Source organism: Collinsella sp. LCP19S3_B7, assembly GCF_052121795.1.
Classification (GTDB): Bacteria; Actinomycetota; Coriobacteriia; order Coriobacteriales; family Coriobacteriaceae; genus Collinsella.
In genome coordinates, this window is sequence record NZ_JBQKDO010000008.1 from 1 (window position 1) to 26,728 (window position 26,728).

General features: G+C 58.6%; 26 protein-coding genes and 1 pseudogene. 10 read left to right on the forward strand and 17 right to left on the reverse strand.

What is annotated here, in order from left to right:
- Positions 1 to 329 precede the first annotated feature (329 nt).
- Positions 330 to 1,127: a tRNA threonylcarbamoyladenosine dehydratase gene (locus tag ACTQW0_RS04550; RefSeq protein ID WP_441031607.1), complete on the forward strand. Its 798-nt coding sequence runs from the start codon at positions 330 to 332 to the stop codon at positions 1,125 to 1,127.
- 14 nt (positions 1,128 to 1,141) lie between these two features.
- A complete protein-coding gene (locus ACTQW0_RS04555; RefSeq protein WP_441031609.1) occupies positions 1,142 to 1,924 on the forward strand; it encodes a TatD family hydrolase in 783 nt (260 codons plus the stop codon).
- A gap of 81 nt (positions 1,925 to 2,005) precedes the next feature.
- Here the strand turns inward: ACTQW0_RS04555 and ACTQW0_RS04560 are convergent, their stop codons facing one another.
- The 14 genes from ACTQW0_RS04560 to deoC form a co-directional block, all read right to left on the reverse strand.
- Positions 2,006 to 3,523 (reverse strand): FGGY-family carbohydrate kinase, encoded by a 1,518-nt coding sequence (locus tag ACTQW0_RS04560; RefSeq protein WP_441031611.1) that lies wholly within the window; start codon positions 3,521 to 3,523, stop codon positions 2,006 to 2,008.
- Positions 3,524 to 3,529: 6 nt separating this feature from the next.
- Positions 3,530 to 4,339: a BtpA/SgcQ family protein gene (locus ACTQW0_RS04565; RefSeq protein WP_441031613.1), complete on the reverse strand. Its 810-nt coding sequence runs from the start codon at positions 4,337 to 4,339 to the stop codon at positions 3,530 to 3,532.
- Positions 4,340 to 4,372: 33 nt separating this feature from the next.
- On the reverse strand, positions 4,373 to 4,801 hold the full coding sequence (locus ACTQW0_RS04570) for a secondary thiamine-phosphate synthase enzyme YjbQ (protein ID WP_117735290.1): 429 nt from the start codon (positions 4,799 to 4,801) through the stop codon (positions 4,373 to 4,375).
- A 2-nt stretch (positions 4,802 to 4,803) separates the two neighbouring features.
- Positions 4,804 to 5,664, reverse strand: a complete 861-nt coding sequence (locus tag ACTQW0_RS04575; protein WP_427718524.1) for an amidohydrolase family protein — start codon at positions 5,662 to 5,664, stop codon at positions 4,804 to 4,806.
- 27 nt (positions 5,665 to 5,691) lie between these two features.
- Entirely contained in the window at positions 5,692 to 6,492 is an 801-nt protein-coding gene (gene frlD / locus ACTQW0_RS04580; RefSeq protein ID WP_441031616.1) for a fructoselysine 6-kinase, read from the reverse strand.
- A 121-nt stretch (positions 6,493 to 6,613) separates the two neighbouring features.
- Positions 6,614 to 7,477 carry a PfkB family carbohydrate kinase gene (locus ACTQW0_RS04585; protein WP_441038712.1) on the reverse strand — a complete coding sequence of 288 codons (864 nt, stop codon included), beginning with the start codon at positions 7,475 to 7,477 and terminating at the stop codon, positions 6,614 to 6,616.
- Between the two features lie 14 nt (positions 7,478 to 7,491).
- Positions 7,492 to 8,460, reverse strand: a complete 969-nt coding sequence (locus ACTQW0_RS04590) for an SIS domain-containing protein (protein ID WP_022094440.1) — start codon at positions 8,458 to 8,460, stop codon at positions 7,492 to 7,494.
- A gap of 62 nt (positions 8,461 to 8,522) precedes the next feature.
- Complete coding sequence (locus ACTQW0_RS04595; RefSeq protein ID WP_117840177.1) at positions 8,523 to 9,374, reverse strand: sugar phosphate isomerase/epimerase family protein; 852 nt, start codon at positions 9,372 to 9,374, stop codon at positions 8,523 to 8,525.
- A gap of 1 nt (position 9,375) precedes the next feature.
- The gene (locus ACTQW0_RS04600; protein WP_441031621.1) at positions 9,376 to 10,959 is read right to left on the reverse strand and encodes an amidohydrolase; all 1,584 of its coding nucleotides are present in this window, start codon (positions 10,957 to 10,959) and stop codon (positions 9,376 to 9,378) included.
- A 9-nt stretch (positions 10,960 to 10,968) separates the two neighbouring features.
- Positions 10,969 to 12,432 (reverse strand): YfcC family protein, encoded by a 1,464-nt coding sequence (locus ACTQW0_RS04605; RefSeq protein WP_441031623.1) that lies wholly within the window; start codon positions 12,430 to 12,432, stop codon positions 10,969 to 10,971.
- Between the two features lie 218 nt (positions 12,433 to 12,650).
- Entirely contained in the window at positions 12,651 to 13,394 is a 744-nt protein-coding gene (locus ACTQW0_RS04610; protein ID WP_441031625.1) for a GntR family transcriptional regulator, read from the reverse strand.
- 150 nt (positions 13,395 to 13,544) lie between these two features.
- Positions 13,545 to 14,204 carry an HAD family hydrolase gene (locus ACTQW0_RS04615; RefSeq protein WP_441031627.1) on the reverse strand — a complete coding sequence of 220 codons (660 nt, stop codon included), beginning with the start codon at positions 14,202 to 14,204 and terminating at the stop codon, positions 13,545 to 13,547.
- A 63-nt stretch (positions 14,205 to 14,267) separates the two neighbouring features.
- On the reverse strand, positions 14,268 to 15,110 hold the full coding sequence (locus ACTQW0_RS04620) for a Cof-type HAD-IIB family hydrolase (protein ID WP_197032805.1): 843 nt from the start codon (positions 15,108 to 15,110) through the stop codon (positions 14,268 to 14,270).
- A 149-nt stretch (positions 15,111 to 15,259) separates the two neighbouring features.
- Complete coding sequence (gene deoC / locus ACTQW0_RS04625; protein ID WP_441031630.1) at positions 15,260 to 15,934, reverse strand: deoxyribose-phosphate aldolase; 675 nt, start codon at positions 15,932 to 15,934, stop codon at positions 15,260 to 15,262.
- Positions 15,935 to 16,707: 773 nt separating this feature from the next.
- Here deoC and ACTQW0_RS04630 point away from each other — a divergent pair.
- The 3 genes from ACTQW0_RS04630 to ACTQW0_RS04640 all read left to right on the forward strand — a co-directional run bounded on the left by ACTQW0_RS04630 (position 16,708) and on the right by ACTQW0_RS04640 (position 19,576).
- A complete protein-coding gene (locus ACTQW0_RS04630; protein WP_441545523.1) occupies positions 16,708 to 17,598 on the forward strand; it encodes a hypothetical protein in 891 nt (296 codons plus the stop codon).
- Positions 17,599 to 17,661: 63 nt separating this feature from the next.
- Entirely contained in the window at positions 17,662 to 18,279 is a 618-nt protein-coding gene (locus ACTQW0_RS04635; protein ID WP_441038714.1) for an ATP-dependent Clp protease proteolytic subunit, read from the forward strand.
- A complete protein-coding gene (locus ACTQW0_RS04640; RefSeq protein ID WP_441038716.1) occupies positions 18,272 to 19,576 on the forward strand; it encodes a type IV secretory system conjugative DNA transfer family protein in 1,305 nt (434 codons plus the stop codon). The genes ACTQW0_RS04635 and ACTQW0_RS04640 overlap by 8 nt, the downstream gene beginning before the upstream one ends.
- 141 nt (positions 19,577 to 19,717) lie before the next feature.
- Here the strand turns inward: ACTQW0_RS04640 and pgi are convergent, their stop codons facing one another.
- Both pgi and ACTQW0_RS04650 read right to left on the reverse strand, forming a co-directional pair.
- Positions 19,718 to 21,412 (reverse strand): glucose-6-phosphate isomerase, encoded by a 1,695-nt coding sequence (gene pgi / locus ACTQW0_RS04645; protein WP_118345572.1) that lies wholly within the window; start codon positions 21,410 to 21,412, stop codon positions 19,718 to 19,720.
- 199 nt (positions 21,413 to 21,611) lie between these two features.
- Positions 21,612 to 22,115, reverse strand: a complete 504-nt coding sequence (locus ACTQW0_RS04650; protein WP_441038719.1) for an iron-containing alcohol dehydrogenase — start codon at positions 22,113 to 22,115, stop codon at positions 21,612 to 21,614.
- A gap of 235 nt (positions 22,116 to 22,350) precedes the next feature.
- Between ACTQW0_RS04650 and ACTQW0_RS04655 the strand changes: the two genes are divergently transcribed.
- Together ACTQW0_RS04655 and ACTQW0_RS04660 are read left to right on the forward strand one after the other, a co-directional pair.
- The gene (locus ACTQW0_RS04655; protein ID WP_441545522.1) at positions 22,351 to 23,922 is read left to right on the forward strand and encodes a Y-family DNA polymerase; all 1,572 of its coding nucleotides are present in this window, start codon (positions 22,351 to 22,353) and stop codon (positions 23,920 to 23,922) included.
- Positions 23,915 to 24,340 (forward strand): hypothetical protein, encoded by a 426-nt coding sequence (locus ACTQW0_RS04660; protein WP_427727796.1) that lies wholly within the window; start codon positions 23,915 to 23,917, stop codon positions 24,338 to 24,340. The genes ACTQW0_RS04655 and ACTQW0_RS04660 overlap by 8 nt, the downstream gene beginning before the upstream one ends.
- A 20-nt stretch (positions 24,341 to 24,360) precedes the next feature.
- Here the strand turns inward: ACTQW0_RS04660 and ACTQW0_RS04665 are convergent, their stop codons facing one another.
- Positions 24,361 to 24,744, reverse strand: coding sequence for a heavy-metal-associated domain-containing protein (locus ACTQW0_RS04665; RefSeq protein ID WP_441038723.1), 384 nt, complete (start codon positions 24,742 to 24,744; stop codon positions 24,361 to 24,363).
- Positions 24,745 to 24,924: 180 nt separating this feature from the next.
- Between ACTQW0_RS04665 and ACTQW0_RS04670 the strand changes: the two genes are divergently transcribed.
- From ACTQW0_RS04670 to ACTQW0_RS04680, 3 genes and pseudogenes are all read left to right on the forward strand, one after another.
- The gene (locus ACTQW0_RS04670) at positions 24,925 to 26,205 is read left to right on the forward strand and encodes an IS256 family transposase (protein ID WP_441567141.1); all 1,281 of its coding nucleotides are present in this window, start codon (positions 24,925 to 24,927) and stop codon (positions 26,203 to 26,205) included.
- Positions 26,180 to 26,449 (forward strand): DUF3793 family protein, encoded by a 270-nt coding sequence (locus ACTQW0_RS04675; RefSeq protein ID WP_441567143.1) that lies wholly within the window; start codon positions 26,180 to 26,182, stop codon positions 26,447 to 26,449. Before ACTQW0_RS04670 ends, ACTQW0_RS04675 begins: the two co-directional genes overlap by 26 nt.
- Before the next feature lie 46 nt (positions 26,450 to 26,495).
- Positions 26,496 to 26,594 (forward strand): annotated as a pseudogene (locus ACTQW0_RS04680) (flavodoxin domain-containing protein); the annotation flags it as partial.
- Positions 26,595 to 26,728 lie beyond the last annotated feature (134 nt).

The following is a 26,728-nucleotide window of genomic DNA, read 5'->3' on the forward strand; positions in this document are numbered from 1 at the left end:
GGGCGCGCGCAGAGAGGGGCGATGCCCCGCTGGCCTAGCCTAGGAGAAAAAACGGAATAGACGGACCGACCGTCCGGCTGAGTCTGGGAAGAGGTGCCGGGCGGCGGGCGGGGCATGGCCACCGGACCCATCGAAACACATCTCCACCATTCCTTCAACTGGGAAAATGGCGCCCCCGGGTCCCGGATAGGACCTCGGGGGCGTTCGGTTAACTGCGGGAGCGTGCCGTCAGCTCAATGTGTTCGGTTGAGATCGGAAATCAACCATCGCAATAATACCTATAATGGCGATAGCTAAAACACGACTCGCTTCCCCATCGGAGGATATTTATGACCGAAACCGCTGCCGCAGCCGCTATCGAGACACGCGACACCAAGCTCGAGATCATCATGGGCCGCGAGGCACTCGATAAGCTCGCCGATGCTACGGTGCTGGTGCTCGGCTGCGGAGGTGTGGGCTCCAATTGCTGCGAGGCACTCGCCCGCGGCGGCATCGGTCATTTCGTCATTCTGGACAAGGACATCATCGCGCCCAGCAATATCAATCGCCAGGCCATCGCCTTTCACAGCACCGTCGGCAAGCGCAAGGTGGACGTGATGGAAGCCATGATTCGCGATATCAATCCCGCCGCTACCGTCATCAAGCGTACCGAATACCTGTTGAGCGACAACATCGACGAATTCTTTTCGGGCGTTTTTGAGCAGACGGGCGGCAAGCTCGACTACGTCGTCGACGCCATCGACACCATCTCGGCCAAGCTCACCATTGCCAAATATGCTCAGGACCACGACATTCGTTTGGTTAGCTCCATGGGCGGGGCCAACAAGCTCCATCCCGAGTGCCTCCGCTTTGCCGACATCTTCGATACGGTACGTGACCCCATGAGCCGCATTATGCGCAAAGAATGTAAGAAGCGCGGAATCAAGAGCCTACATGTATTGTTTAGCTGCGAGGAATCGGTTAAGACACAGCCCCGCGACCCTTCCAATATCCATGAGCGTACCGAGCTGGGAACCGCCAGCTTTATGCCGCCCATCATGGGTCAGATGATTGCCGGCGAGGTTATCCGCCAGATCAGTGGGCGCGGCACCGAGCACGTGCGCGCCGATGGCCAGCGCCTGGACTAGCGGAGCGCGCCGAGATGGAGCCCCGGTTAATTGATGCACACTGCCATCTTGATTTGATGGCTTACCCGAATGCTGTTGCCGACGAAACTGCGGCTATAGGGCTGGGGGTCTTTGATTGCGGGGTCGACCCACGCGACTTCGCGGCGGCAAAAAAGCGGGCCAGCCGTTACCCAAACATTATCGCGGGCGTTGGCCTCCATCCCTGGTGGCTCGCCGACGGCCGCTGCGGTCCTGCCGAAGTCAATCTGCTTTGCAAAGTTGCTGCCCAAGAGCGCTATATCGGCGAAGTCGGACTCGACTTTTCCGCGCGCTTTGCCGGAAGCGAACCGCTGCAAATACAGGCACTTGACCGGCTCTGCGATGCGCTCGTGCAGTGTCCTCTTGCCGGGCGCGTGATATCAATTCACGCCGTTCGTTCGGCAGGAGCCGTACTGGACGTCCTCGAATCGCATGGTCTACTCATCCCAAACCCCGACTCCCCCGCTATCATCTTCCACTGGTTTAGCGGTACTTCGGATGAACTCGTCCGCGCGCGTAATGCGGGCTGCTATTTTTCTGTCAACGAACGCATGCTCGCGTCTAAGCGAGGACGCGAATACGTACGACAGATTCCGCTCGATCGTTTACTGCTCGAGACCGACGCCCCAGCCGAAGCAAACACAGAAACAAGCGCGCAGTCGCTCATCAAATCGCTCACAAGGACCTCGATGCGCATCGCCTCGCTCAAAAATTGTGACGCAAAGCGCATCGAATCGGCAGTTTTAGCAAATGCGCACTCTATTTTTGGCCTTCGCTAACCCCTGTGGGCAAAAATGCCAAGGGACATGCGCATCGCACAACGCAGTCCCTATTTTGGAAGGCAGTACAATTCGGCAGCATTACACCAATTCGTGCATGAGATCACGGTTGCGTGCATACAATTCATCAAAGATATGACGGCGCGACGCATATAACTCGTGGGCAGTCATATCGGGCACGATTGTTTGCGCAACGCCAAGGACTCGGGCGAGTTCATCCCATGATGCATAGGCGCCACCTGCGAGAGCTGCCATGATGGCATCACCGAAGCATGCACCCACCGTAACCTTGGCAACCGAGACCTCGCGTCCGCATACGTCGGCGATAGCTTGCATCCAAACTGGATTCTTGGTTCCACCTCCGACAAGCATAATGCGCCCAATTGACAGTCCATGCTCTCGCTCGATAATGTCGACATGGGATGCAACGGTATACGCGACGCCTTCCAAGGCGGCACGAACCATATGGGCTCTCGTATGCCTTCCGGTCAGGCCAAAGAAGACGCCACGCGCCTCGGGATCGTTGAGCGGAGTACGCTCCCCCGCAAAGTACGGCAGACACAGGAGCCCATCGGCACCCGGCGCCACACCGGCGGCATCATGCGCCATAACCGAATATGCATCGGGGCCACCGTGGCCCTCGGCCTCTACGGCGTCACGATACAGCTCTTGGCGCAACCACGATGTGAGTGCACCCGCCGTATTGGTCCCCGCGCAGATCCCGTAAGTTCCGGGAATGATAAACGTCCCTGGCCACAGGCGGGCATCATCGACCATATGATCAGCTAGGTAGATGAAATACGCCGTGCTCCCCAACTGAACCATCATATCGCCAGGACGGAATACACCCGTCGAAATGGCCTCGGCACCAGAGTCGCCCGTTCCCACTAAGACAGGTGTCCCTGCCGCGAGCCCCGTCGCCTCAGCCGCGCGCTGCGTAATCACCCCGGCAATATCGGTAGCCGACATTACCTCCGCCATCTGGTCAGGCCGGCAGAAACGAGCACATTCCCGAGCATCAACCTTCCAAGTGTAGCGGTCGTAGAGGGGAAGAAAATCCTCCGCCAAATAACGGTCCACCGTAAAACGCCCCGTCAACTTCGCGCACAGAAACGATGACGCCGTCAGGAACTTCGCGGCACGTTCATGCATCTCGGGCATATTCTCCTTAAACCACAAGATCTTGGGAGCAATATCTGACGAACAGGGATCGTGCCCGAAAAGCTCGCGTGCGCGGTCTGACCCATATTCGGAAAGAATCTCGTCAATCTGCGGCTTCGAACGTGCATCGACTCCATACAAAATCGCGGGCGCCAGCGCGTTGCACTCGGTATCGACCGGCACGCAGTCGCAACCCAATGCGGAAAGGCCCACGCATCCGATCTGCGCCGCGTTAACCCCCGATCGCACCACCAGCTCGCGCGACAAGCGACAAAAATCACCCCACCAAACTGCCTCCGCATCATGCTGGTACCATCCGTCACGCGGGTTGTCCGTCTCGTGTCCACAAGAGGCTTGGCAAACGATGTTGCATCGATCATCGATTAAAACGCCTTTAGAGGCGCTTGTCCCAATATCAATACCCAGATAGAACGCCATGAGCGCCTACTCCCCTCGCGCCGTACGAGCGGCAGCCATAAAACGGACCACCCGCTCAACATCAACCGGGGCATCCAGCTTTCCATCGCGCTTTAAGCACGTGCCGACAAACGCGCCATCGTAGTGAGCAAATACGTCAGTCACGGTATTTTCGCGACAACCGGTGCCACATACCACAGGTACTCGGCCAACACGCTCGCGGACCTCATCGGCAAGTTCGCCCGAAGCGCCACGACCGGCAGCCGAGCCGCCGATGACCATTGCATCCGGTAGGCAATTAAAGAGAAGTGAATCGGCAATGTCCGAAGTCGTGCGGTCGTTGAGATAAACCTCCCCCTCGCTCGTAATGAAGTGAAAAAGCTTGAGGTCGTCCAAGCGCAATGCCGCCTTGCGACGCATGGTGTGAGCGAAATCTCGGTTTATTAGCCCGAGATCACCGGCCCAGGCACCGCAAAAATTGCAGCGTGTGAACTGCGCATCTACGGCAGCGCACAGCTCGATTGTGGCATCACCATCGTAAATAGCCTCAGCTCCCCAAGGAGTCGACAGATCATGGGATAGAGCCCCGATTATATAGCCCATCGATGCAAGGGTTGAGGGAGAAACGTGCTGCTCGTAGGGCATCGAGAGCTCATTGGTAATCAAAATGCCATCGACACCGCCCTGCTGCAACGCCTCGAGATCGCGCTTGGCGGCTTCCACGACCTGCGACACGCTTCCGCCCGGGTAATACAGTGGATCGCCCGGCAGAGGACGCAGGTGCAGCATTCCGATCACCGGCTTTTCGGTCTCGAACATCGAGGTTAGAAACGACATAACATGCTCCTTCATAGGGTTATTGCAGGAACGTTACTCCCCCAGCACTTCGACGTACACTTTTCGCTTCTGCGGACCGTCAAACTCCGCAAGATAGATGTTCTGGGCACCTCCACACACGATGTGGCCATCTTGGACGGGAAAGAAGCAACTGTTTCCACAAATCATGCTCTTGATATGCCCACAGGAGTTGTTGCCGGTGGCTCCATAGCTCGGCAGGAAGTGTGCATGCGCATAGGGGGCATCGAGCGGGGCGATGCGATCAAGCGTCTCCATAAGATCCGTCTCCACGCAGGGCAGTCCCTCGTTTACCACGATTCCACAGGTCGTATGCGACAAAATAATTGCTGCCAAGCCATTCGTCACCGAGCTGCGTTCGATGGCAGCGTGCACGTCCTCGGTAATATCGATGAACTGGTCCGGAGCAGTCGATAGATAGCTCAATGTCTCGAGCGTCACCATGTTCACTCATCCCCTTCAAGAAAACGCAGGGCATTACCCCAGTAGAGCCTTTCTCGCGCATCATCGCGCATGGACACGGTATCGAGCGCCCGCTTGAGTTTGAACGCACGGAAACGCGGCGTATTGCTGGCGAACATCACTTGATGCGATAGCGCGCGCTCATACCACAGCGGCCCCATATCGACCGTGAAAAGACGCTGCATCATCTCCTCGGGCGAATCGATGTAAGTGATAGAGGTGTCCGTGTAGCAGTTGGGATACTTGAGCAGCATCGCCACGGTCTCGCGCACCCAGGGCCAGCCAAAGTGGGTCAAACTAAAACGCACATTTGGATGCGTTGCGATTGTGTGCTCAAATGCAAGCGGGTTACTGCGCGAGAGCTCTGCGCCCGGCTCCCAAGACATACCGGCATGGAAAACCACCGGCTTGTTATAGCGCCCGCACAGCTCGTAAAGCGGCTCAGCCACAGCATCATCGGGGTCAAAACCTTGCTTTGCCGGATGCAGGCAAAGCCCCTTTGCCCCCAGCTCGGTAAAGGCGCGCTCCAATTCGCCTGCGGCACTGCTCACCCGCGGATCTACGCTCGCAAATCCCCACAGACGATCGGGATGCGCGGCAACCAGCATGGCAATCTGGTCATTGGTGCCAAAATGTCCTCCGCATGCCGTGGTTACATCGAGCGGCATGAGCAAGCTCTTCTGCACATCGCAGACATCCATCTCAACTTGAAGCTCGTCCCAATCCATGGGACCCATATGCCCCATACCAAATTCTCGTGACCAAAAACCGAATCCATCAGGCTCATCACCCGGCGTACAGATCTCGCCGTAGAGCATGGGCTGAACCAACATGTCGATAACCACTTCGTACTCCTTTCCAGGCATTTGACCCTAGTACGGCTCAAACGAACCAATCACTCGGGACGACAGCTCGGCGCCCGCCTTCATACACGCCGGAATATCAAGGCCATCGATCACGCCCTTGGTAAACCCGGCAATATACGAGTCGCCGGCGCCCACGGTGTTAACGACCTTCTCCGCCGGTACGATCCCGCACTCATAGAAGCGCTCACCGTCATAGGCAATGCTTCCCTTCTCGCCAAGCGTGGCGACCGCAACGCGCGGTCCCAATTCCTGCACGTGGCGCACCCAGTCTCGCAGCTCCGGAGTGTCCTCTTCAAACGACATAAATGCGTAGTCAACGTAGGGGAAATGATTCTCGCAGGCATATTCGGGATCCTGGCTGAACACCGAGAAGTCCATTACCACCGTCTTGCCCGCATCATGCCATTCGGGCAAGAGGTCCAAACAATTGCCAAACAGGTCAGTATGAATGATGTCATGCTCTAGAATAAACGCCCGGTCGTCTTCACTCGGTCGATATGTCTCCATTACGCCATCGATTGCCTCGAGATGTACGCGATCGACGCCGTCTTTCAACGCCATGAGCATCACCGAGGTGTCGCCATCCTCCACCCGCAGATGTGAGATATCGAACCCCTCAGCGGCCAGCGCCTCTCTCATCTTGTCTCCGTACTCGTCCTTGCCGACAACCGACACGGCGGATACCGAAACGCCCATTCGTGCAAGATGGATACCCCAGTCAATGCCATTACCAGTCGGATAGAATACGCCGATGTTTTGATAGACGTCCGCACAGCAAAAACCAGCTGCGCACGCTTTAATACCCATGGTCTTCTCCAATGTTCAAAAGGGGGCCCACCACATGGCGAGCCCCCTTTTCGCGTTTCGCTTATTGTTTTGCGTCGGCTGTCCAAGGCCTCATAGCCAGACCGTCGTACGCTTTCTTAAGCTATTCGACGATTGGTGCTCCGTGGCCCCAAGATCCTTCCATGCCGCACACGGTCGAGGCAAACCCGGCAGCAAAGTCGAGCGCGCGCTCGATGGCCTCGGCGCCGTCCTCACCACGCTTGGCGGAATCGAGATAGCACATCAAAAACGAGGTGAGGAACGAGTCGCCCGCCCCCATGGTGTCCTTCATGTCCGTTACCGGTTTAGCCAGCTGGCGGTAATAACGCTCGCCGTCGTAAGCAATGCAGCCCTCGGCGCCCGCCGTAGCCGACACAAAACGCGGACCCAAGCCCTTCACCCATGCCAGACGCTCGCGAATCTCGTCCTCACTCGCGGCATCCGCCGCACTAAAGAAAGCGAAATCGACGTAGGGCGCAATCTGCTCGTAGTACTCGTCGGTGGAGTCGTCCGAAAAGTCAAAAGAGACCGTGACGCCCGCAGCCTTCAGCTTGGGCAGCTCGCGCTCGGTAAAGCAATAGTTGCCCGAATGAACCACATCGAACTGCTTCATGTACGCAAGGTCAAAGCGATCGAGGACATAGCGCGCATCGCCACGGATACCGCCCTCGTTGGAGCCAAGGAAGACACGGTCACCGTCAACGACGGTCACGCGAGCCGCTCCGTTCTCGCCAATCATCTGCTCGCACTTGTCAAGCTCGATACCCTCATCCTCGAGGCTTGCAATGACATGCTCGGCGGCGGCGTCATTGCCAAAAATGCCCATGTATGAGGAGCGTGCGGCACCGCATTTCTTGGCATAAACGGCGAAGTTCACCGCATTGCCGCCAGGATACATGGTATGGATATGCTCGTAGCGATCGACGACGTTGTCGCCAAATCCGAGCGCGTTAACGTTAAATGCCATGGTCTTTGTCCCTTCTAGTACTCGACGACGCCCATGTAGCGGCGGAAATCGGGATCGTGATCAAACACCTTGCCGCGCGCAGCACGCAGTTCGCAGTTCATAGCGTAGAACAGCACCGGGTCCAGATAGGCGCGGACGCTCGCCGGCACGGCTTCCATACCGTACTCCTTGGCATCGAGCACCATCAGCGTATCGGTATGCGTCTTAAGGAACGCCAGGGCGCGCTCGTCCATAGCACGGCACTCGCTGGAGCCCATCTGCAGGAAGTAAAAAACGCCATCCTGAGTAGCCTCGAAGGGGCCATGGAAGTACTCGGCAGAGTGGATGTAGCTGCAGTGCTGCCACTGCATCTCCATAAGAGAGCAGATAGCGAAACCGTAGGTCTGGCTAAAGTTGGGACCGCTGCCCAGAATATAGAAGAACTCGTGCTCCTGGCAAAGCTTGGCAAAGCGATCACCCAGCTCGGCATTTACCTTCTCGCGTGCCGGGGGAAGAATCTTATCCATCTCGGCAATACCGGCATACATATCGGCAAGATCGGCGTAGCCCTCCTGCTGATCGAGCAGCTCTGCCGCAAGCGACAGCGAAATACCAGCGGGGACCTCGGCCTGCGGCACGCCCTCGCCCCACGGGTAGACCCACGTGGTCCACTTGCCGGAGTCAATCTTGGATCCAGCGTTATCGGTCTGGGCGATCACCGTAGCGCCGGCAGCAAGGGCAATCTCGCAGCCCTCGACGACCTCGGGGGTGTTGCCACTGTGGCTACAGGCGATGACCAGGGACTTCTCGCCCAGACGACGCGGACGCATGATATCAAACTCGCGAGCCGTATAGATATACGAAGTGAAGGTGGTTGCCTCGCGCTGCAGAAGCTCATGAGCCGGGATCAAATCGATCATGGAGCCACCGCAAGCAATCCAGTAGACGCTGTCGAACTTGCCCTTCTCGGCAATTGCCTCTTTGATCAGATCATGTGCGTTCATATCCAGTTCCTTTCTTGTTTGGCCCGCAATCAATGACGTTGGTTGCGTAGCCGATAGTTGGTTTAGTCAATCAGATATTTCTCGAATGCGGCCATGTTCTTGGCATCTGCCGCCGCCGGGTCATCGTAGTAACGACCGTCCGTGATTTCCTGGCCCAGCATGCCGTCGAAACCATGGGCGTTGAGTGTGGCGACGAAGGCGTCCATATCGTGCTTGCCATCGCCCCACACCAGATGGCCATACGGGTCACCGTCGATAAAGTGCATCTCGTGAATTGCCCCATCACCAAAGGCAGCAAACCAGTCCTCGAGCGTCTCGCCTGCAACGCCCATCGCGGTTGTATCAACCATGGGCTGTAAGTACGGACTCGCGACCTCGTCAATCATGCGCTTCGCATCGGAAACCGTCGTCACAAGGTTGCTCTCCTCGGGGCGCAGGCTTTCCATCGTAAGCACCAGACCGTGCTCACCAGCATACTCCGCCAGAATGGACAAGTGCTCGCGGCTGCGCTTCCAGGCTTCCTCGCGGTCCTCGTCCCAGTCGCCCCAGCCCGAGTTGACGGACATACGGTCGCACCCAAGTACCTCGGCAAGCTCAATGCCGTGCTTAAAGTACGCCAGGCTGCGCTGTTCATGCAGCGGTTTGCGTGCGCAGTACTGCCAAGGATAGACAACATTCTCGGGGCACAGAGTGCGATACCTAAGCCCACGGTCTGCAGCCTTTTTCGCCAGGACCTCAGCCTCAAAGTAGCCCGTATGGTCGAGCGTCACATGCGGCTCTGCACACCACAGCTCAATGGACTCAAAGCCCAAACGCTGCTGCACATCAAGGAAGTAATCGAGCGACCACATGATGTAGTGGATATTCATGCCCGCAATCTGCTCGCGGCGCAGCGTCGGTTTGGATTCAGGCATCTTATGCCTCCTTATTTCGATCAAACACGATTTGTCCGTCCGACATCGTCATATCAACCGCAAGATCGCGTGCGTCGCGATAATCGAGGTCAAACACATCCCGATCGAGCACGCAGATATCGGCAAGCTTGCCGACCTCGAGTGTACCCAGCTCGTCTTCGCGCATCAGGTCGTACGCGCCCCCGGCAGTCCAAGCGCGCAAGAGCTCGACAAGCGTCAGCGCGTTGACCTCATTCACGGGCAGTCCGTCGTCGAAGTATCCGCCGCACGCACTGTAGATTGACTCGCCCAGGCTCGGAATCAGCAGCGGCAAATCCGTTCCACAGCACACTGTGCATCCGGAATCTTCCATGCCGCGGCGATTCCAGCTGTGCAAAAGTCGCGTCTCGCCAATTTGTCGACGCATCATCGACAGGCAATCCTCACGCCGGTCCAGCGTCAGAATCTGCGGATAGACCTCGCAAATTCCACCTAACTTGCCAAACTCGACAAGATCGGTCGGGTCAGAGTTCTCGAGATCGGTAATCGCATGGCGGCGAAGCATCCGTCCATGCTCGTCTCGAGGCAGCGAGGCATAGAGCGCCACGGTGCGACGAACGGCGCCATCGCCCTGGCAATGCAAGGAATATCGGAAGCCGTCAGCATCAATTGCACGCAGCTCGCTCTCAATCAGATCCCACTCTGGCTCCTCGACGACCGTCTTGCCGGCAGCGCCCGCATCGGCCGTGTCTTCATAGGGGTCAATCATCTCGGCAAGCCCCGCCCATACACCGCGATCGGTCATACGGTTGAAGCCGGAAAAACGAACGAACGGTCCCCGGAAGCGCTCTCGTGCCTCGCGGGCATATGCCAGATTTGCACCGGCACCCACCGGCTGCGACATCATAGAGACGCGAACCGTCAGCTCACCAGATTCCTCACGGCGAGCCATTTCGTCGGCAAAGCCGTAGTAGTCATCAAACGCCATCTCCTTGATGGCGGTAACGCCGCGCTCGTTAAGCATGCTCATGTAGTCCGAATACCCGGCACGCACCTCGGGCAGCGCGAGGAAATCGCTCATCATGCGCCAGATCTTCTCGGCATAGCACGCCTGGGGTGTAAAGCCGTATCGCGCACTGGCGGCAGCATTGAGAACGCAGGTCTCCGCTCCCGGTGTAAAGCAGACGACAGGGATATCGCCAAAACAATCGTCAAACACAGCTGCCGTATTTGCGTTCTCGGCATCCGATGCCAACGTTTCGGGTAGGTTGTGGCCAAAAGCCGCCGCGCAATCCGGATGATCTTCTTTCCATGCACGCAAGAGCGACACAGCCTCTTTGGCATCAGCGATGCCGGACAGATCAGACCCCAACGTCCGCAGCGCCCAACCTGTATAGAAGGTATGCACATCGATCAGGCCGGGCATGACAGTGCGGTCGCCCAGGTCAACTACCTCGTCCGCCTGGGTCAAATACGAAGCTACCTCACACTTGGCGCCAACAGCCTCAATTCGATTGCCACGGACCGCTACGAAACCTTCAAACGGCAGGTCCCCCGTACCGGTAAAGACGCTCTTAGACGTCAGGACCGTCAAACGATCAGACATCACAACCACCTACGCCGGAAGCATGCCGGAAATGGCAGTAATGACCAATCCAAACACGACCATGAAGATGAAGAACTTCCAAATGGTCTTCCACCATTGGCCAAACGAAATCCTAGCCACGGCAAGACCGGCGACCGTCATGCCCGCCACGGGGCTGATGGTGTTGATGGTCTGGTTGGCAAACTGGAGCGCGGTGACGGCCGCCTCGGGATTGAGGCCCATGAGCTCGGTCAGGGGGCCCATAACGGGCATGGTGAGCGCCGCCAGGCCAGAACTCGAGGGAACCAGCAAAGAGAGCAGGCCAAGGACGATATACATAAACGTGGTGTAGACGGCGGCGGGTGCACCGGCGAGCGCAGTAGCGAGCGCCTGGAGAATGGTGTCGATGATCATGCCGCCCTCGGCGATGACCAGAATACCGCGAGCGATACCGATAACGATGGCAGCGTACGCAAAGTCGGCGAGACCTTTAACGAACTCCTCAGCAATCGTCTGCTGGTCAAGACCGCCCAGGATACCGGCAAGCAAGCCCATGCCAAGGAACACGGCGGAAATCTCATTCATGTACCAACCCTGGGTAACAAGACCCCAGACGATAATGCCCATACCGCAAGCAAAATCGATAAGCACGAGCTTCTGACGGATAGTGAACTCTTCCTCGAAGGAAGCATCGGTCACGGAAAACTCGATACGCTTGAGCTTATCGTCCTCGTACGTAATGGACGACTCGGGGTTTTTCTTGACGCGCATGGCGTAGCGCATGGCCCATGCGATACCGACGGCAGTGAAGATGACCCAAGAAACGGCGCGCAGCCACAGTTGAGGATTGCCCTCGATACCAATGATGCCTTGGGCGATCAAAACATTAAACGGGTCGATGGTCGAAGCACAATATCCCAGGTTAGGACCAAGGAAGCAGATGATGAATGCCGTCATCGAGTCATACCCGATGCCCATCATGATGGGAATGAAGATGGCATAGAACGGCAGGGCTTCCTCAGACATACCAAACGTAGTGCCGCAAATGGACAGCAACGTCATCGTGATGGGAATGATGAGGATGTCCTTGTTCTTGAGCTTTTTAATCACACGGCTCATGCCGGCATTCAAAGCGTTGGTCTTGGTGATGATTGCGAACGATCCGCCAATCAATAAGACGAACGCAACGACGTCGGCAGCCTCCTGGATGCCCTTAGTGGGCGCTTGCAGGACCGCGAAGATATCCTGGCCCAGATTGATGGTCTCGCCGGTCTCGGAATCGGTGTAATTCTTATCGACCTGTTCATAGGTTCCAGCAACAGCGACTTCACGCTCGCCCGCCGCTGTCGAAATCGTCTTGCGCTGATACTGACCAGAGGGAACGATCCAAGTCAGGACCGCAAAGACAACGATCAGCAAGAACATGATCGTATAGACATGCGGTAATTTGAACTTAAAACGTCTGTTTGTCTTCTTCGCCTTCGTATCTGACATAGATACCTCCAAAGAACTCGAGAATGCATCGCATCTCGCCTCAACGCTTGCACAAAGCAAACGTTCTATGACGTTCTATAGATTACCAGCAGCTTTTCTCGTCATCAAGATTATTTCAAACTGATTGTCGCGACACGGTTGAATGGTTGCGTTCGCGCCGTGAACGGTATGGAGACGCCAGGTGAGATGATCCACCGGGCGTCTCCATTCGCAATATCCTAGATGTCAAAAACGTAGCGAGACCCAACGATCCGCTGACGACCGATGATAAACGGCCGCCGCTGCTCATCGAAAAAGAAGGCTTCCATATAAAACAGGGGTTCGCCAACGGGAACTGCCAACAGCCGAGCGACCTCGGGCGATGCGCACGCGATCTCGAGCGTGCACGGGTCGGTAAACGCGGGCGTGCGGCCCGTCCGGTTGCGCACGAGCTCAAAAATGGATTGGTTAGATAGAGGTGCCGTTGATAGATAAGCGTTGTCCTCGTAAACGTATATGTTGTTCTCGAGCATGACGGGGACCCCATCGGCAGTACGCACACGCTCAACGCAAATCAAATCAGTTCCAACAGGAACACCAAAGAACTGCGCTTCGGTGGAATCCGCCGGCAGTATCTTTCTCGAAATGACGCGCGCCCCCGCCTCCATTCCGTTAACGCGGCATGCGTCCGAAAAACTCTGGACGTCATCCTTCTGGCGAATCTTGCGCTTAAGCTTGGGGGCATTGACAAACGTGCCTTTCCCCTGTCGCTTCGTTAGATAGCCCTGCTGGACGAGCTCCTCAATAGCGCGTCGCACGGTAACGCGGCCAACTTTATAATTCTCAGCCAATTCGAATTCGTTGGGTATCCGCGCGCCCGCCTTGTAGGCACCGGAGTTAATTTCGTTTTTAATGATATCGATAACCTGTTGGTACAGCGGTATCGCTGCTTTACCGTCAGCTAGCCCTTCAGTCGGTGGCATATACCCTCTCCCAGCACAATTAAGTCTAATGCGGGCCCAAGGGCATTCAGCAAGTCCTTAAGCCCGCACTAGCATTAAGTATGCTTGCTGCCGCACCAAAATGTCGGGTTTTTACTCATCTGACCCGAAAAACGCGCAACTAACGCGCTCCTAAGAAAGCGTGAGCAGCTCCGGCAGCTGGTCGATAATCTTGTCCGCGGCATCTTGGCTAAAGCCGAAGCGTTCCTCGCGCTTGGCAATGACCGTCAGGCCGGCTCGCTTGCCGGCAGTGATACCAGGCACCGAATCCTCAACGCAGCAGCAGCGATTCGCGGGAAGTCCCAGCAGGTCCAGCGCATGCAGGTAGATGTCGGGCTCGGGCTTGCTCTCCTTAAACTGCTCGCCGCTCACCACATACTCAAAGGCATCCGACAGCCCGCACGCATTGAGCACTTCCTCGATGCTATCCATGGGAGACGAGCTGGCAAGCGCCACGCGAACGCCGCGGCGCGGCAGCTCTCGAATCGTATCCACGGCGCCTGGGTTAATCAAAGCCTGATAGTCGCGCGGACGCTTATGCGCCCACTCGTCCCAACGGGCCAACGCTTCCTCGCCAGATAAATGCCCCTTACCGGCGCGCTCAAACCAATCGACCAGCATATGCAGGAAGAACTGATGCGAGGTACCGACCTGCCCGTTCAACTCCTCTTGAGTCAGGTTAAGCCCAAGCTCCTTGGCAAACGCGGCAGTCTCGCCCAGGTAGTAATACTCGGTATCGACAATGACGCCGTCCATGTCAAAGATAACGGCGTCAAACGGAAATGCGGACACGGCACCCTCCCTAACAAAAGGGCGCCTGTAAGCAGGCGCCCGAACCATGCATTATCGGCGATTCTAACCCAGCAGCTTATCCAACGCCACCGCAATACCGTCTTCGTTGTTATTGGCGGTCACCATCTGGGCTACCGCCTTAACCTCATCGACCGCGTTGCCCATGGCAACACCGGTGCCGGCCCACTCAATCATGGACTTGTCGTTCTGGCCGTCACCAAACGATACGACCTCGCTGGCATCGATACCGAGCTTGGGCAGGGCGCCCTCGAGCGCGCGGGCCTTGTCGATACCAGGCGCCGTGTACTCAAAGTACCAGTCGGCCGTAAACATGCCCGAAAGCGTCTGGGTAAAGGGCGCATACATCTCCTCGTAATGCGCCTGCAGGTAGGCCGGATCGCCCGCCGTCAGCAGCTTGTCCACGGGATAAGCGTCCGCGACCTCATGCAAGCTCTCGACCTCGCGGATCTTAAGGTCGCACGCATCGCGCTCGTATTTGACGATGTTTTTCTGCGAGCCATCCGGCAGCGTAATCATGCAGCGATACGAATCCTCGACATGCAGATCGCGACCGAGCGAAATCATAGGGATCACGTCGAAATTGCGCAGATGATCAATCAGACGGTGCAGCTCGTCAGCCGGCATGGCCTGGTCAAAAAGGACCTCATCGGTCTGAGCGTCGACCACATGCGCACCATTAAAGGCAACTAGCAGACCGTCATGGTTTTGAAGGTCGAGCTCCTGCGCCAAGGCGTGCAGTCCCCATGCGGGACGGCCCGAAGCCAAGATGAGCTTAATGCCCGACTCCTGCGCCGCGAGCAGCTTCTCGCGCGTACGCGGGCTGATGACCTTTTGGTCGTTGGTGAGCGTACCGTCGATATCCATTGCGATGGCTTTGATAGCCATATATGCCTCCCCGTCATTGAACAACCTTGTCTGAGCCATCATACAGAACACCCACGGCGACTCTGTCTGCAACGGGAAAAATGTCATATTGTCCCAAACATGAACGGTGCGTGGTCGTGAAGCTTTATCGCTCAGGTCAAATACGTCTGCTAGCGACGCTCCTCCGTCGGTGCACCCTCGACGATCGCGATGCCCGCCGATGCACCCAACGCGCTGGCGCCGGCCTCGATGAATGCACAAGCCTCTTCGTAATTATGGATACCGCCCGCCGCCTTAATTGCCACGGCATCGCCGAGCACCTCGTGCATCAGCCGCACGTCTTCGAGCTTAGCGCCGCCAAAGCTTCTGCCAGTCGATGTCTTAAGGAATCCCGGCTTAGCCTCCAGCGCAATCTCACAGACGCGACGCTTGGCGGCATCGTCGCCGTCCAGCTTGCACATCTCGACGATCACCTTGTCAGTGATGCCATGCGCGCGACAAAAATCAGCAATGGCAGTCATCTCGCGCTCGATGGCATCAAAATCGCGGTTCTCGACCGACTCCTGATTCAAAACGTAGTCAATCTCGGTAAAGCCGCACACAGCGTATTCCTCAAACCTCGCAAGCTTCTCCTCAAGCGTCATAGTGCCCTGGGGAAAGTCGATAGCGCCGGCAAGGATGATGTCAGAGCCCTCGAGCATTGCGCGGCCCGTCTCGTACTCCTGCAGGTTCGCAAATACGCAGCGAAAGTTGTACTTTAGCGCCTTCTCAACATACTGCTCAAACGTGTCCTCGGGGGCATCGATATAGTCGATGTATTTATTGATGGGTTTGGCAAGCGTCATGCTGGGCCTCCTTGTTCAGGGCTGACAACCGATTCGTGGTTTCACGCGAAAACCACGTTCAATCTACGCCCGACATGCAAGGACAGCGTCCGCATTCCGGCAAGTGGTATGAAATTAGCCGTAGAAGTATATTTACGGACAGCAAATGGCGCCGCATGCGGATGCCGACAGCCAGGCACCCCCCCCTCAATACACCCTCATGCCCATTCAAATAGCAAGGGGCCCGTATCCCAACGGATACGGGCCCCTTTCGGCCATGACCTATCTCAGCAACAAAGACTACTTGCGGTGAGCGCGGTAGAACTCGATCGCACCATCTTATCCGAGCCGGGGCACGTTCGTATAGCGTGGCGCGTGACGGTTGCAAAACCACCCCATTTGAAACAAACGCAAAAAAGTACTTGCAAAGACACGTTCCGACATATAAGTTGATAAAAGACCGCCGTTGCGGTTTTAAGTAGATCGAGCATATGAAGTTTCAGTTTTTAGCGTGTAAGAGAAAGAAGATCGGCAAAGTACAGCCCCAAACGCAATGACAACTTAATGAGGTAACTGCCACATGTGAGGCACCCAGGGCATTGCTGTCTCGATTTTGAGCACGATGCCTTCCGCCTTGCATGGGCCGTTCCATCCCGCCTCTGCAGCAACTGCCTCACGGGCTCATTGAAAACCGCATAGCACCCCAACGACAGCACATCACCCACGGCAAGCACATCACTCACGACAACCAACACATCAACAAACAGCACGAACATCAACCGATTGGAGAAGCTATGACAAACCACCACGCTGAAGACGGCGATAAGAAAAGCATTCTGGATGCCCGCATTGAGCGAGCATATGCAAACGAATATGACGCCGCCTTTGCCGCCGCGACCATCAAGAACTACGCGTCGCTACCGCTCGCGACGATCTTGGACGACCACCCTCAACTGCTGAAGCGCTGCGCAAAGATCATGGGCGACCCCAACATTCGCAAGCTGACAGACCCCTATGCCCCAAAACGCGACAACGATTCGTACGTTCTTACCGTAGGCTGCCTAGCCCATATGCTTACGGCACTCGACACGAAACTCAAGCTCGAATGGGAACCCGACGAGCGTCATGAACTCGAAAGCAAGCGGAACACCCTGCGCACCGCACTGTTCCTTCCGTTGGACGGGCTCAAGCGCTGCAACGTCGAGCTCAATACACAGGCGCGGCAAAAGCCCGAGGCCACAGGGCAGAAAACTCCAAGACCCCATGCGGCCATCGTCGACCGAAACCAATATAACCGCATGACCGCGCACTTTTCCGCCGAGGGAGCAGCCATAAGGACGCTGATCGACCTGCTGTGCCTCCTGAGCATCAACGAGCTATTTGAGGGCTATCTCGCCCTTGTTCCCGCGACGGCACCCAAGTCGGTAGCAAAGATCATCGAGACCTGCAGGCGCCAGTTTGAGCGCCATCGCAATGGCAGCGAGATGAACGCCAGCATCGCGCAGTACTACGCGGCTCATTACAAAAATGACGGATGTGCCCCTGTCGAGCATCAGCTGCGGCTCGCCTACACCACGCCCGTCGCAACGCTCCATCGCTTTGGAGCCCTTGGCGCTTGCGAGCCGCACGAACAGGCAGCCTGCCCCACAACCGAGCTCGATCTCAGGCTCGGACGAACCCTGTAGCCCGCCAGCCTTTCCGCGGGCAACAATCCTATTCCACAACACAACCAACAGAAAGGAGTCCTCATGGACACCAATCATTCCCCCATCATCAGCCCCCTCACCATGCGTGAATCCGCCCGAGGTATCACGCTCACCAGCATTTACGATGAGATGCTCGCCCGTCGCGAGCTCTCCGTCATGGGAAACATCGAAACCCCAATGGCCCACGACCTATGCCAGCAGATCCGCCTGCTCGATGCCACCGACCCCAGCCGCCCCATCACCATATTTGTCGCCAGCGCCGGCGGAAGCGTGCGATCGGGTCTTGCGATCTATGACGCCATGCGCCTCGCATCGTGCCCCATCCGCACCGTCTGCCTGGAATTCGCCGCGTCCATGGGCGCCGTGATCTTTATGGGCGGCGACGATCGCCGTATGGCGCCCCATGCAGAGCTCATGATTCACGACCCGCTGATCCCCCAGGGGGCAGGCGGCTCGGCACTTGCGCTGCAGGAAACCAGCCGGCGTCTCATGCAGACCCGCAAGACCCTCACGCAAATCCTCTCGGACCGCAGCGGCCTCACGCCCAAGCGCATCCAGTCCCTCACTGCAAAAGACACCTACCTTTCGGCCGAGCGCGCCGTCGAGCTCGGCTTTGCCCACGAAATCCTCTCGACCACCAAGGAGATCGCCCATGTCTAACCTCGCCAGCCGCCTCGCCGCATCTGAGTCCGCATCGTCCACCATCCTCGCCAAGGATCGAACGCTTTCCTGCGACACCCGCCAAACGGGACTCAACAACAACGCACTTGTGATCGGCCCCTCGGGAGCCGGCAAGACCCGAAACGTCCTCAAGCCCAACCTGCTGCAGATGAACGCAAGCTACATCGTGCTCGACACCAAAGGCACGCTCTGTCGCGAAGTGGGACCCGTGCTGGCAGCCCACGGTTGCCGCGTGCAATGTCTCAACTTCGCCGACCTCAACACCGTCCCGGCCCTTGCGCCCGGCATCGAGCGCTGCGGCTACAACCCCCTGAGGCACATTCGCCGCAAGGCGGACGGCAGGCCCAACCAGCAGGACATCCTCTCGGTGGCAAAGGCCATCTGCCCCATCGAGGACAACAACCAGCCTTTTTGGGATCATGCGGCGGCAAACCTGCTGTCGTGCCTTATCGCCTACGTCACCGAACAGCTACCCGCCGACGAGCAGACGATCAGCTCAGTCATCAAGCTGATCGAGCACCTGCAGGACGGTGCCACGGCCCGATTGTTTGACGATCTGATCACGACCGACCCCCAAAGCTATGCCCTCTCGCTATGGCGGCGCTACGCCATTACGCAAAATGCCGAGCGCATGCACGCGAGCATCGTCGGCATCCTTGCCGAAAAGGTCATGTGCCTGGGATTCGACGGTGCGGCACAGCTCTATCGTGAGTGCCATCAGGTGGACTTCGCCTCCATGGGACACACCCCCTGCGCCCTGTTTGTAACCGTAAGCGATATTGACCGCAATCTCGATCCGCTGACCGGCCTCTTTATTACGCAGGCATTTATGGGCCTCATTCGCGAAGCCGATAGGCAGCCCGACGGCAGCCTGCCCGTGCCCGTGCGCTTTATGCTCGATGACTTCGCAAATCTGCAGATCCCCCAGATCGACAACGTGCTCTCGATTATCCGAAGCCGCAACATCTGGGCAACGCTGCTGCTGCAGTCGACCAACCAGCTCGATGCGCTCTATGGCGAGGCACGCGCACGCTCCATCATGGGCAACTGCGACACGCATCTGGTGCTGGCGTTCCAGGATCCCGAGAGCGCCCGGGTGTTTTCCGACCGCGCCGACGCACTGCCCAGCACGCTCATGGCGACGCCGATCGATCGCTCGTGGCTCTTTGTGCGCGGCCACACTCCCGAACAGGTCGAGCGCTTTAGGCTCGAAGACCATCCGCTCTACGGGGAGCTGCCCGAGGCGCAGCGAGGCCAAGCGGAGGCCGAGCTCTAGACGCAGGGCCCTCGCAGCACGCGACGCTCCGGCGAAGATCCTTAAAGGCCGTGCGCCCCGGGGCCACGGCAAAGCAAAGGGGCCCGTATCCAATGGGATACGGGCCCCTGGCTATAAGGCGCGATGCGTTAACAGCAGCGACTACTTGCGGTGAGCGCGGTAGAACTCGATGAGTGCCTGGGTCGAAGCGTCCTGCTCGGCCTTGGCGGCGTCGTCGTGGAAGGCCGGGGTAATCTGCTTGGCAAGCTGCTTGCCCAGCTCGACGCCCCACTGGTCGTAAGAGTCGATGCCCCAGACCGTGCCCTCGACAAACGTGATGTGCTCGTACAGGGCGATGAGCTCGCCGAGTGCGAACGGGGTCAACGTATCGCCGAAGATCGAGGTCGTCGGACGGTTGCCCTCAAAGCAGCGGGCCGGGACGATCTGCTCGGGCGTGCCCTCGGCGCGCACCTCATCGGCCGTCTTACCAAAGGCGAGTGCCTTGGTCTGCGCCAGGAAGTTGCCCAGGAACAGCTCGTGAACATCCTGGCCGCTGTCGGTTGCGGGGTTGGCAGTGTTGGCGAAGGCGATAAAGTCGGCCGGGACCACCACGGTGCCCTGGTGCAGCAGCTGGTAGAAGGCGTGCTGGCCGTTGGTGCCGGGCTCGCCCCAGAAGATCTCACCGGTGTCGGAGGTCACGGCGCTGCCGTCCCAGCGGACGTGCTTGCCGTTGGACTCCATGGTGAGCTGCTGCAGGTAGGCCGGGAAGCGGTGCAGGTACTGGCAGTACGGCAGCACGGCGTGGCTCTTGGAACCGAAGAAGTTGACGTACCAGACGTTGAGCAGGCCCATCAGCGCGACGGCGTTGTTCTCGAGCGGGGTATTGCAGAAGTACTCGTCGATGGCGTGGAAACCCTCGAGGAACTGCTGGAAGCGCTCGGGACCGAGCACGACGATCAGCGACAGACCCACGGCGGAGTCGACGGAATAGCGGCCGCCGACCCAGTTCCAGAAACCGAAGGCGTTGGCGGGGTCGATGCCGAAGGCCTCGACCTTGTCGAGTGCGGTGGAAACGGCAACGAAGTGCTTGGCCACGGCCTCGGCGTTCTGCTCATCAGAGCCGTCGATGGCACCCTGAGCCTTGAGCTGCTCGAGCATCCAGGTCTTGACCTCGCGGGCGTTGGTGAGGGTCTCGAGCGTGGTAAAGGTCTTGGACACGATGATCACGAGCGTGGTCTCGGGATCGAGGCCCTTGAGCTTCTCGGCCTGGTCGTTGGGGTCGATGTTGGAGATATAGCGGCAGTCGATACCGGCGTCGGCATAGGGGCGCAGAGCCTCGTAGGCCATGACCGGGCCCAAGTCGGAGCCACCGATGCCGATGGACACCAGATGCTCGATCTTCTTGCCGGTAACGCCCTTCCACTCACCGGAGCGCACGCGCTCGGCAAAGGCGTACATGCGGTCGAGGACCTCGTGCACGTCGGCGACAACGTCCTGGCCGTCGACGATGAGCTGGCCCTTCTCGGTTGCCGGGCGGCGCAGCGCGGTGTGCAGGACGGCACGGTCCTCGGTGGTGTTGATGTGCTCGCCGGAGAACATGGCATCGCGGCGCTCCTCGAGCTTCACCTCGCGGGCAAGATCGCACAACAGCTTGACGGTCTCATCGGTCACCAGGTTCTTGGACAGGTCGAAGTGCAGGTCACCGGCGTCAAAGCTCAGCTTGTTCACGCGCTCTGCATCGGCAGCGAACCAGGCCTTGAGGTCGATACCTTCGGCCTCGAGCTTCTCCTGATGAGCCTCGAGCGCCTTCCAAGCGGCGGTCGACGTAGCGTCGATAGGTGCGGCAACAGTTGCCATAACGTCCTCCTCAACATACGGGCGCAAACCTCCATGCGCCCGGATAATCAGATGCCCCTATTCTAGCGCAGGTCAAGACCGTAATCAGCGAGCGTTGCCAATCCGCCCCCAAACGGCGACCGACCAAAAAGGGACAGGTTTATTTTGGCAGGTCAAACGCTTTACCTACCAAAAATAGCCCATCTCTTTATGGCAGACATTAGGCCGCGGCGCACACGCTGCCTAGCAACTCACGCAGAGGAGACCCAATGCCCTCAAGCAGTTCGGGAGCGATAATGGCAAAAACGGGAACCTCACCGGCCCCCACGACAGCAGGCACTTTGCCCTCCGAGACAATACATCCATAAGGGACAAAACCGTCTTCGCCGGCATCGAGCGCCGCCATGCGACGCGCGAGTTCGCGCGCAAAGCCTGCAGTATCGGCATCGCCGATCGCCAGGACAAAGTCCACGCCTTCGTCGGTCGCCAGGGCCACGGCCTCGTCGATCAGCTCGTCTCCCCCGTCGCCCTCAACCGAGCCGCAACGAAAAAGCACGCGCTCGAGCAGAGCTCGGTCAAGCGAGCCGAGCGCCGCCGAGACAAGCTCATCGCGCGTATGTTTGTCGCCACCCAGCACCACCAGCGCCTTGGTGCCGCCGTAGTGAGCGACCAATCGTCCACACCAGCGAGCCACGTCTCCATCCGTAACAAGGCGCGTAGGCATACCAAACCCATAGTTGACCATTATCCCCACAACCCTTCCGTGCTTTATGGTGGTATCGATCGTTAGGCTCATGCTACGAAGAGAGGTTTTCCGAGCTGTTTCGCGCTCTTTAGAGCTGCGTTAAAACCCGATGCAACCGCCCGACCATACCTGCCAAAAAGGGACAGGTTTGTTTTGGTCGGTCAAGCGTTTTACCTACCAAAATAAACCTGTCCCTTTTTGGCAGGTTTTGACGATGTCCGGACGAGCGGGTATTATCGAACATGTATTCGATAAGAACATGTGTCTGATGGGAGAACGCGTGGGGCACGGGCGTCACACCTATATCTGCATCGACCTCAAGACGTTTTACGCCAGCGTCGAGTGCGTCGACCGCGGGCTCGATCCGCTCACCACCCATCTGGTCGTTGCCGACGAATCACGCGGGCGTACGACCATCTGCCTCGCCATTACCCAGGCCATGAAAGACCTCGGGATACACAACCGCTGTCGCCTGTTTGAGATTCCCGACGGCATCGACTACATCAAGGCCGTACCGCGCATGCAGCACTACATGGAGGTGTCGGCGCAGATCTACGGTATCTACCTGGAATACGTCAGTCCGCAAGACGTTCACGTCTACTCAATTGACGAGTGCTTTATCGACGTGACACCCTATCTAGAGCTCTACCATACCAATGTCAAAAGCTTTGCCTGCATGCTGCGCGATGAGGTCCTCGCGCGCACCGGCATCACGGCGACAGTCGGCATCGGCCCCAACCTATTCCAGGCCAAGGTGGCGCTCGACATTACCGCTAAGCACGTACCCAGCCGCATCGGTATACTCGACGACGAGACCTTTCGCAAGGAGATCTGGCCCCATCGCCCCATCACCGATATCTGGGGTATCGGCCCCGGCGTGGCAGATCGCCTCGAAAAGTACGGGGTATACGATCTGATGGGTGTCGCCGCGCTCGACGAAAACCTGCTCTACGACGAGCTCGGCGTCAATGCCGAGTATCTTATCGACCACGCCTTTGGGCGCGAGCCGACAACTATCGCCGATATTCAGGCCTATCGCCCGCAGGCAACTTCAACCACCACAGGACAAGTGCTCTCGAAGGGTTATGCCTACGAGCAGGCCTACACCGTCTTGCGCGAGATGGTCGACAACGCCGTACTGGACTTGGTCGATAAGCACGTGGTCTGCGACAGCATCTCGCTCTTTGTAGGCTACGCGAGCGAGCGCGCCGACATACGCCGCCTCGACGCCAGCGGCACAGCGCAATATGTGGACGGATGCGGACATTTGCGTTCGAGCACGTCGAGCATCGAACCCGCCGCAACCGCCGGCCCCGAGCTCGCACCCCGTGCACCCAAGCCCGTCCAGCGCGATGACGAACGACGCCGTCTGGTACGTGAGGCGCAGGCAATCGATGGCATCTTTGTGGGAGAGCATGGCGGCAAACCGCGTGGCGGCTATGCCGCGCTCTTTGCGCACTCTAACGCTTCGCGCAAGCTGCCCGAGCGCACCAATTCGTTTAAGAAGATCATGGGCTATTTCGATGAGCTCTGGGCGCAGACCGTCGATCCCAAACGGCCGGTCAAGCGCATCAACCTGGGATTTGGCAACCTCATGCCCGAGGAATTTGCCACCATCGATCTGTTCAGCGATGTTAAGGCCGATGAACGCGAGCGCGACCTGGCCCGCGCCGTTCTGGCCGTGAAGGGCAAGTACGGCAAGAACGCCCTGGTCAAGGGATTAAGCTTTACCGCCGGCGCCACCGCACGCGAACGCAACGATCAGGTAGGAGGACATCGTGCCTAAGGCCCAACAACAGCCGATGCGGCCGCCGACACCTTTTGAACGCCTGGCGGACCCCGAGGGAAGACGTCGCGCCGCCGACCCCAGGCTCACCGCCAACGGTGCCGTTCGCGCCAACCGCGCCGCGCAGTTTATGCCCTTTGCCGCCCTCACGGGATACTATGAGCTCGTGCGCAAACAAGAGATCTCTGTTGAGCCCAAATGCGAACTCACGGAAGAAAAAGCCCTCGAACTTTCAAAAAAGCTCGAGGGCCTCAAACGCGGCGACTTGGTGCGCGTCACTTATTACGATACATACGGCTATCGTAGCCGCACCGGCATTCTCGACGAAGTGCTCCCCGCGTTCAAGCTGCTCAAACTCCGAGACATCGCCATCGGCTTCGACGATATCCAAGACATCGAGCTGCGCGGCCGAGCCTAGGCGCAAGCGTACGCCCGGCCCTACGGCTTCATGACGTAATAGCCCGCATCCCTCACGGCAGCCTCAAGCACCTCACGATCGATCGGGTTTTTAGAACGGATGCACGCCGTGTGGTCTGTATACGTCACTGTGGCCCAAATGCCATCGAGAGCGTTGAGGGCGTTCGTCACATTTTGCGCGCAGCCGCCGCAGCTCATACCGCCAATAAGCAGCTCATAGCTATAGGGGTAGTGAGACACATCGATGTCCGCGACCGCGACCCTCTTGACCTTCTTTCTGCCCGCCCCATCGCCGCAACAGCATTTGCCATGCGCCGATGCGACAATACGCCGGAATCCAAAAAATAAGCCGGCGGCAATTACGGCAAGCACAATGATGTTTGCAGGGTTAAGCAAATCCTCCATATTGGTTATTTCCTGGGCTATCCCTACGACGACGTGCACGAGTTTATCGTCCAGCGCGGGATCGCGTCGAAAATGTTGGTGTAAGGGTGACACCCTAGCGCCCGTTTAACGAAGAACGGCCTTCGTCCTAGAATCTGAAATCACCACAACAACAGGTTCTAGGAAAGGACGAAGACCGCTATGGAAATCTTATCAGACCCGACGCCGGACATGCTCGCCATGCCCCGTTTCGACGACGGCGCCATCGATATGCAGGAGCTGCTTCGCAGACTCGCCGAGCAGGTCGTGAACGCCGTGATGGACGCCGAGGCCGACCAGCTCTGCGGTGGCGGGGCGAACAGCCGAAACGGCTACCGCGAGAGGTCGCTCGCCACCTGCGTCGGCACGCTGACGCTGCGCATCCCCAAGCTGCGCTCCGGCAGCTTCTTCCCGGAGGACGTGCTCGAGCGCTACCAGCGCGTCGACCGCGCCCTCGTTGCCGCCGTCGCCGAGATGTACGCCACGGGCACGAGCACCCGCAAGGTGCAGAGGGTGGCCGAGAAGATGGGCGTCTCCAGGCTCTCGAAGGACCAGGTGAGCGCAATCGCCTCGAGCCTGGACGCAGACATCGAGGATCTGTGCGGAAGGCCGCTCGACGGCTCGCCGGTGCCCTACGTCTGGCTCGACGCGACCTACGTCAAGTGCCGCCGCGGGGGGCGCGTCGCCTCCACCGCCGTGGTCACCGCCATCGGCTGCGATGCGGGCGGCTGGAGGCGCGTCCTCGGTGTCGACGTGGTTGACACCGAGTCTTACGACTCGTGGCTCGCCTTCCTGCGGGCTATCCGCTCGCGCGGGGCGGCGGGCGTGCGGCTCGTCGTCTCGGACGCCCACCCGGGGCTCGTCCGGGCGCTCGGCGAGGTCTTCCAGGGCGCCGCGTGGCAGCGCTGCGCGGTCCACCTCATGCGCGACTGCATGCGCGAGGCCGGCTCCTGGCAGCTCAGGCGCCGCGTGGGCAGGATCGTGTCGCAGGTGTTCCGCGGGCGCGACGCCGCCACCGTGACGGCCATGTACCACGCGGCGTGCGACATGCTGGCGGGGTGCTGCCCCAGGGCGGCGGCGGTGCTGGAGGAGGCCGAGCCCGACGCGCTGGCCTACCTCGACTTCCCGCCGACCCACTGGAAGCGCCTGCGCACCAACAACGTGCAGGAGAGGACCAACCGGGAGATAAAGCGCAGGTCGCGCGTCGTGCAGGTGTTCCCCTCCACGGGCTCGCTGGTGCGGCTCGCGGGCGCGGTCATGTGCGAGCAGGACGAGATATGGCAGGAGTCCAGGTACTTCTCGGAGGCGAGGATGAACGAGCTCTACGACGACGGTCGCACCCGGGGGACCGACGGTCCCGTCGATTGGGCGCGGCTCGAGGCGGAGGCAAGGAAGATGCTCGAGTCCGGCCTCGAGCTTGCGGACAGGGTCGAGGCGGCATAGGATATCAACCGTATTCCAGATTCTGGGACGCCGGGCCGACTCGCTTCGGATCGGGCGCTACACCAACTTTCTCGACACTACCCAGCGCGGCGAGAACTACACGGTCTTTGGCGCCTGGAAGGTCTACACAAATGTCGAGCAAGCGCTTGCGACGTTCGAATCCTACCGCGCTTGCACGCAGCACCTCACCCATGTCTATCAGCAGGGCCACAGCCTCGCAAAACTTGCCCAGGCAACCCGATAGAACATACAAACCGCGGCCGCACGCCGCACAACCGAAAGGAAAACATATGAGCAAGATCGCAGTCGTCTACTGGAGCGGCACAGGCAACACCGAAGCCATGGCAAACCTCGTTGCCGAGGGCGCGGCGTCAGCCGGCGCCGAGGCAGAGGCCGCCTGTCGCGCCCTTGGAGCCGAGCTCGCCTAACGGCGATAAGCTCCGCCCATACGCGGCTCTGCACCAAAACACATTCGCATCCCAACAAAAACGGGGCTGGATCCAAATCCAGCCCCGTTTTCTGC

What these genes read in the sequence shown, in the direction of transcription:
- ACTQW0_RS04600 (WP_441031621.1), bottom strand. Translation starts at nt 10,959, where the DNA reads ATGTCTGATCGTTTGACGGTCCTGACGTCTAAGAGCGTCTTTACCGGT.
- ACTQW0_RS04560 (WP_441031611.1), bottom strand. Translation starts at nt 3,523, where the DNA reads ATGGCGTTCTATCTGGGTATTGATATTGGGACAAGCGCCTCTAAAGGC.
- ACTQW0_RS04605 (WP_441031623.1), bottom strand. Translation starts at nt 12,432, where the DNA reads ATGTCAGATACGAAGGCGAAGAAGACAAACAGACGTTTTAAGTTCAAA.
- ACTQW0_RS04630 (WP_441545523.1), top strand. Translation starts at nt 16,708, where the DNA reads ATGACAAACCACCACGCTGAAGACGGCGATAAGAAAAGCATTCTGGAT.
- ACTQW0_RS04620 (WP_197032805.1), bottom strand. Translation starts at nt 15,110, where the DNA reads ATGGCTATCAAAGCCATCGCAATGGATATCGACGGTACGCTCACCAAC.
- ACTQW0_RS04550 (WP_441031607.1), top strand. Translation starts at nt 330, where the DNA reads ATGACCGAAACCGCTGCCGCAGCCGCTATCGAGACACGCGACACCAAG.
- ACTQW0_RS04570 (WP_117735290.1), bottom strand. Translation starts at nt 4,801, where the DNA reads ATGGTGACGCTCGAGACATTGAGCTATCTATCGACTGCTCCGGACCAG.
- pgi (WP_118345572.1), bottom strand. Translation starts at nt 21,412, where the DNA reads ATGGCAACTGTTGCCGCACCTATCGACGCTACGTCGACCGCCGCTTGG.
- ACTQW0_RS04665 (WP_441038723.1), bottom strand. Translation starts at nt 24,744, where the DNA reads ATGGAGGATTTGCTTAACCCTGCAAACATCATTGTGCTTGCCGTAATT.
- deoC (WP_441031630.1), bottom strand. Translation starts at nt 15,934, where the DNA reads ATGACGCTTGCCAAACCCATCAATAAATACATCGACTATATCGATGCC.
- ACTQW0_RS04670 (WP_441567141.1), top strand. Translation starts at nt 24,925, where the DNA reads ATGGAAATCTTATCAGACCCGACGCCGGACATGCTCGCCATGCCCCGT.
- ACTQW0_RS04590 (WP_022094440.1), bottom strand. Translation starts at nt 8,460, where the DNA reads ATGAACGCACATGATCTGATCAAAGAGGCAATTGCCGAGAAGGGCAAG.
- ACTQW0_RS04565 (WP_441031613.1), bottom strand. Translation starts at nt 4,339, where the DNA reads ATGTCGTTTCTAACCTCGATGTTCGAGACCGAAAAGCCGGTGATCGGA.
- ACTQW0_RS04635 (WP_441038714.1), top strand. Translation starts at nt 17,662, where the DNA reads ATGGACACCAATCATTCCCCCATCATCAGCCCCCTCACCATGCGTGAA.
- ACTQW0_RS04640 (WP_441038716.1), top strand. Translation starts at nt 18,272, where the DNA reads ATGTCTAACCTCGCCAGCCGCCTCGCCGCATCTGAGTCCGCATCGTCC.
- ACTQW0_RS04595 (WP_117840177.1), bottom strand. Translation starts at nt 9,374, where the DNA reads ATGCCTGAATCCAAACCGACGCTGCGCCGCGAGCAGATTGCGGGCATG.
- frlD (WP_441031616.1), bottom strand. Translation starts at nt 6,492, where the DNA reads ATGGGTATTAAAGCGTGCGCAGCTGGTTTTTGCTGTGCGGACGTCTAT.
- ACTQW0_RS04610 (WP_441031625.1), bottom strand. Translation starts at nt 13,394, where the DNA reads ATGCCACCGACTGAAGGGCTAGCTGACGGTAAAGCAGCGATACCGCTG.
- ACTQW0_RS04555 (WP_441031609.1), top strand. Translation starts at nt 1,142, where the DNA reads ATGGAGCCCCGGTTAATTGATGCACACTGCCATCTTGATTTGATGGCT.
- ACTQW0_RS04585 (WP_441038712.1), bottom strand. Translation starts at nt 7,477, where the DNA reads ATGGCATTTAACGTTAACGCGCTCGGATTTGGCGACAACGTCGTCGAT.
- ACTQW0_RS04655 (WP_441545522.1), top strand. Translation starts at nt 22,351, where the DNA reads ATGTCCGGACGAGCGGGTATTATCGAACATGTATTCGATAAGAACATG.
- ACTQW0_RS04650 (WP_441038719.1), bottom strand. Translation starts at nt 22,115, where the DNA reads ATGCCTACGCGCCTTGTTACGGATGGAGACGTGGCTCGCTGGTGTGGA.